This is a genomic window from Variovorax paradoxus, from assembly GCF_000834655.1.
Classification (GTDB): domain Bacteria; phylum Pseudomonadota; class Gammaproteobacteria; order Burkholderiales; family Burkholderiaceae_C; genus Variovorax; species Variovorax paradoxus_F.
This window is the reverse complement of record NZ_JXQQ01000116.1, coordinates 1-2,894: the sequence shown is the minus strand read 5'-3', so window position 1 is coordinate 2,894 and position 2,894 is coordinate 1. Positions and strand designations below refer to the sequence as shown.

The following is a 2,894-nucleotide window of genomic DNA, read 5'->3' as shown; positions in this document are numbered from 1 at the left end:
GCCGTAGAAACCACCCAGGTTCGGCGGCAGGAAGTAGCCGATGCTGTTGCTGGTGCGGGTGTGGTTGTTGCCGCCCACGTTGGTGGCGAGAGCAACGTTCGGGTACTGATCGGTGAACGCCTTGTTGCTGGCGCCGAAGCCGTTGAAAGAGCCGAAGGAGTTGTTGGCCGTCGAGATCAGGTTGGTGCCAACACCGTTCGTGCCGAACGGATCGAACACAGTGTCGTTCCAGAACGTGGCGGTGTAGTCGCGACCCAGACGGACTTCACCGAAACCACCCGACAGGCTCACGGTCGAACGACGAGCGAACGTCGCAACGCCTTCAGAGCCATCGTCGTTCTTGATGGGAGCTTCGAGCCAGAAACTGGCTGCCAGGCCACCACCGAGGTCTTCCGTACCACGGAAGCCCAGACGGCTGGAGTTGTAGCCCGAGTTAGCGAGTTCGCGGCGGCTTGCCTTGACGCTGCCGCGGTTCACGTAGAGCGGGTTGAACCCAGTGGGAATGCCCTGTGCGTTGTACGTGAAACCATTGTTCAGGTCACGCGAGGTGGACGAGTAGCCGCTGATTGACGCATCGACCACACCGAACAGAGTGACGGACGACTGAGCCGAGGCAACACCGGCAACAGCCAGGGCAGCCAGAGCAGCTGCCCTTTGGGCGCGAGCACTAGAGTGGCGCCCGCATCATGGACACCCGGAAAGAAAAAAGCCCCGAGTTTTGCAACTCGGGGCTAAATCCACCAATTGGAAGGGTGGAGGAGACAACTTTGGGCGCAAACGTATGCGCGATGAAATAAAGTATATCGGCTGTTTGTTGCGTTGCAACAAGCGAGTGATGCTTTTCCCACACAAATCCGATGCCAACGTGCTTTTTTGCCGGGCATCCCGACTGGAATCCGAAGAATCATGGAATGCACAGTGAGTTGGACCGGCGACGCGGGAACGCGTTCGGCCATGGGCTTTGTCGCCGAAACGGGCAGTGGCCACGTCTTGATGATGGATGGCGCCCCTGACGCGAGCAAGCCCGAGAACGGTGGCCAGAACCTCGCGGCACGACCGATGGAGACGGTGCTTGCGGGCACGGGCGGGTGCACTGCCTACGACGTCGTGCTGATATTGAAACGGGGGCGTCATCGAGTCGAGCGCTGCAGCGTCAAACTGACCAGCGAGCGCGCCGAAAAGGATCCCAAGGTCTTCACGAAGATCCACATGCATTTCACAGTTGCCGGCAAGGGGATTCCGGCCTCCGCGGTGGAGCGAGCGGTCGCGTTGAGTCACGAAACCTATTGCTCGGCCAGCATCATGCTGGCGAAGACCGCCGAGATCACCACCAGTTTCGACCTCGTCGAAACGTGAGGTAGCGGGCTTGCGCTCCTAGATGCGGTGCGCCAGCGTGGTCATCACGCGAGAGGCCAGGCGCATCAAGGCCTTGGCCGGTGCCGGGAGTTCGGCGGCACCCGCGTCGACGGCTTGAGCCGCATGGCGCGCCTCGTCGAGCTTCATCTGCTCGACCACGGCTCTGGAAGCACTGTCGGCCAGCGGAAGCAGGTTCAGGTGGCTGTCGAGATGAGCCTCCACCTGGCGTTCGGTTTCCGCGACGAACCCCAGGCTCAGCGGGTCCCCAAGGCGGCCCGCGACAAGGCCGAGGCCGAAGGCTCCGGCATACCAGAGCGGATTCAGTAGCGAAGGCCGAGCGCCCAGTTCGTCCAGGCGTTGCCGTGTCCAAGCCAGGTGATCGGTCTCCTCATGCGCGGCTTCGACGAATTGGGCGCGCAAGGCCGGATCGCGCGCCACTGCGGCCTGCGCGGTGTAAAGCGCCTGTGCACAGACTTCTCCGACATGATTGACCCGCATCAATGCGCCAGCATTGCGGCGCTGCTCTTCATCCAGTGCGCCAAGTGGCTGCGCCGGGACGGGCATGGCCCGGGTTGCATGAGGACGGGCAAAAAGGGTGCGCAATGCCGCATCTGCGGCGGTCAGGACGGGGTCTAGCAAGAGCGTCATGCACCTATTTGACCGCACCTCGACAGGGCTGCAAAAAGTTACGGTTTTGTTCCGCATTGTGGTGTGACAGATGGGCTAAGTCCTTTGTTGCAGGACTGCAACGAAACGCCGAGGCCATCGGAGATTTCGGGCGATTTGTTTTGCCCTGCCGCATCGGCTCTGGTGCAATAGCAACAACTTCCCAAAAGGAGGTTGGCCCGGGGTCCGGTGGGAGCACAAAGTGCCAGTCACGGTGAGCCCTTCGCACCGGAGCCCTATGTTTAACCTTGGAGAAACTTGCAATGAAAAAATCTCTAGTTGCTCTGGCTGCCCTGGCTGTTGCCGGTGTTGCCTCGGCTCAGTCGTCCGTCACTCTGTTCGGTGTGGTCGACGCGTCGATCAGCGGCTATTCGGCCACCTCGCGTGACCTGAACGGTGCTACCTTCCTGAACCCGTTCTACGTGAACCGTGGCAGCGTCAAGGCAAGCCGTCGCGAACTGGCTAACTCCGGCTACAACTCCAGCCGTCTGGGCTTCCGTGGTACGGAAGACCTCGGTGGTGGCCTGGCAGCCAGCTTCTGGCTCGAAGCTCCGATCACCAATGACGACGGCCAGCAAGGCGTTTCGACGTTCGCTCGTCGTTCGACCGTGAGCCTGTCGGGTGGTTTCGGTGAAATCCGCCTGGGTCGTGACTACTCCGCCACGTTCTGGAACGACACCGTGTTCGATCCGTTCGGCACCAACGGCGTCGGCACCAACCTGGTCTTCACGGCTTCGTCCGGTTTTGCCAACTTCACCGGCGCGGCTCCCGCGGCTGTGCCTGGCATCACCAATGTCAGCACCAGCAACTACACCCGCACCAGCAACAGCATCGGCTACTTCCTGCCGCCGAACCTGGGTGGTTTCTACGGC

General features: G+C 61.3%; 4 protein-coding genes. 2 read left to right on the top strand and 2 right to left on the bottom strand.

Annotation, left to right across the window (positions count from 1 at the left end):
- Positions 1-642, bottom strand: a 642-nt coding sequence (locus RT97_RS29165; protein WP_042582356.1) for a porin, incomplete at its 3' end; no start/stop codon positions are given.
- 264 nt (positions 643-906) lie between these two features.
- Between RT97_RS29165 and RT97_RS29160 the strand changes: the two genes are divergently transcribed.
- Positions 907-1,356 carry an OsmC family protein gene (locus RT97_RS29160; protein WP_042582354.1) on the top strand — a complete coding sequence of 150 codons (450 nt, stop codon included), beginning with the start codon at positions 907-909 and terminating at the stop codon, positions 1,354-1,356.
- Positions 1,357-1,374: 18 nt separating this feature from the next.
- Here RT97_RS29160 and coq7 read toward each other — a convergent pair whose 3' ends face one another.
- Positions 1,375-2,004 (bottom strand): 2-polyprenyl-3-methyl-6-methoxy-1,4-benzoquinone monooxygenase, encoded by a 630-nt coding sequence (gene coq7, locus RT97_RS29155; RefSeq protein ID WP_042582353.1) that lies wholly within the window; start codon positions 2,002-2,004, stop codon positions 1,375-1,377.
- A gap of 281 nt (positions 2,005-2,285) precedes the next feature.
- On the opposite strand from coq7, the gene RT97_RS29150 reads away from it, so the two are divergent.
- Positions 2,286-2,894, top strand: a 609-nt coding sequence (locus tag RT97_RS29150; protein ID WP_042582355.1) for a porin, incomplete at its 3' end; no start/stop codon positions are given.

What these genes read in the sequence shown, in the direction of transcription:
- RT97_RS29160 (WP_042582354.1), top strand. Translation starts at nt 907, where the DNA reads ATGGAATGCACAGTGAGTTGGACCGGCGACGCGGGAACGCGTTCGGCC.
- coq7 (WP_042582353.1), bottom strand. Translation starts at nt 2,004, where the DNA reads ATGACGCTCTTGCTAGACCCCGTCCTGACCGCCGCAGATGCGGCATTG.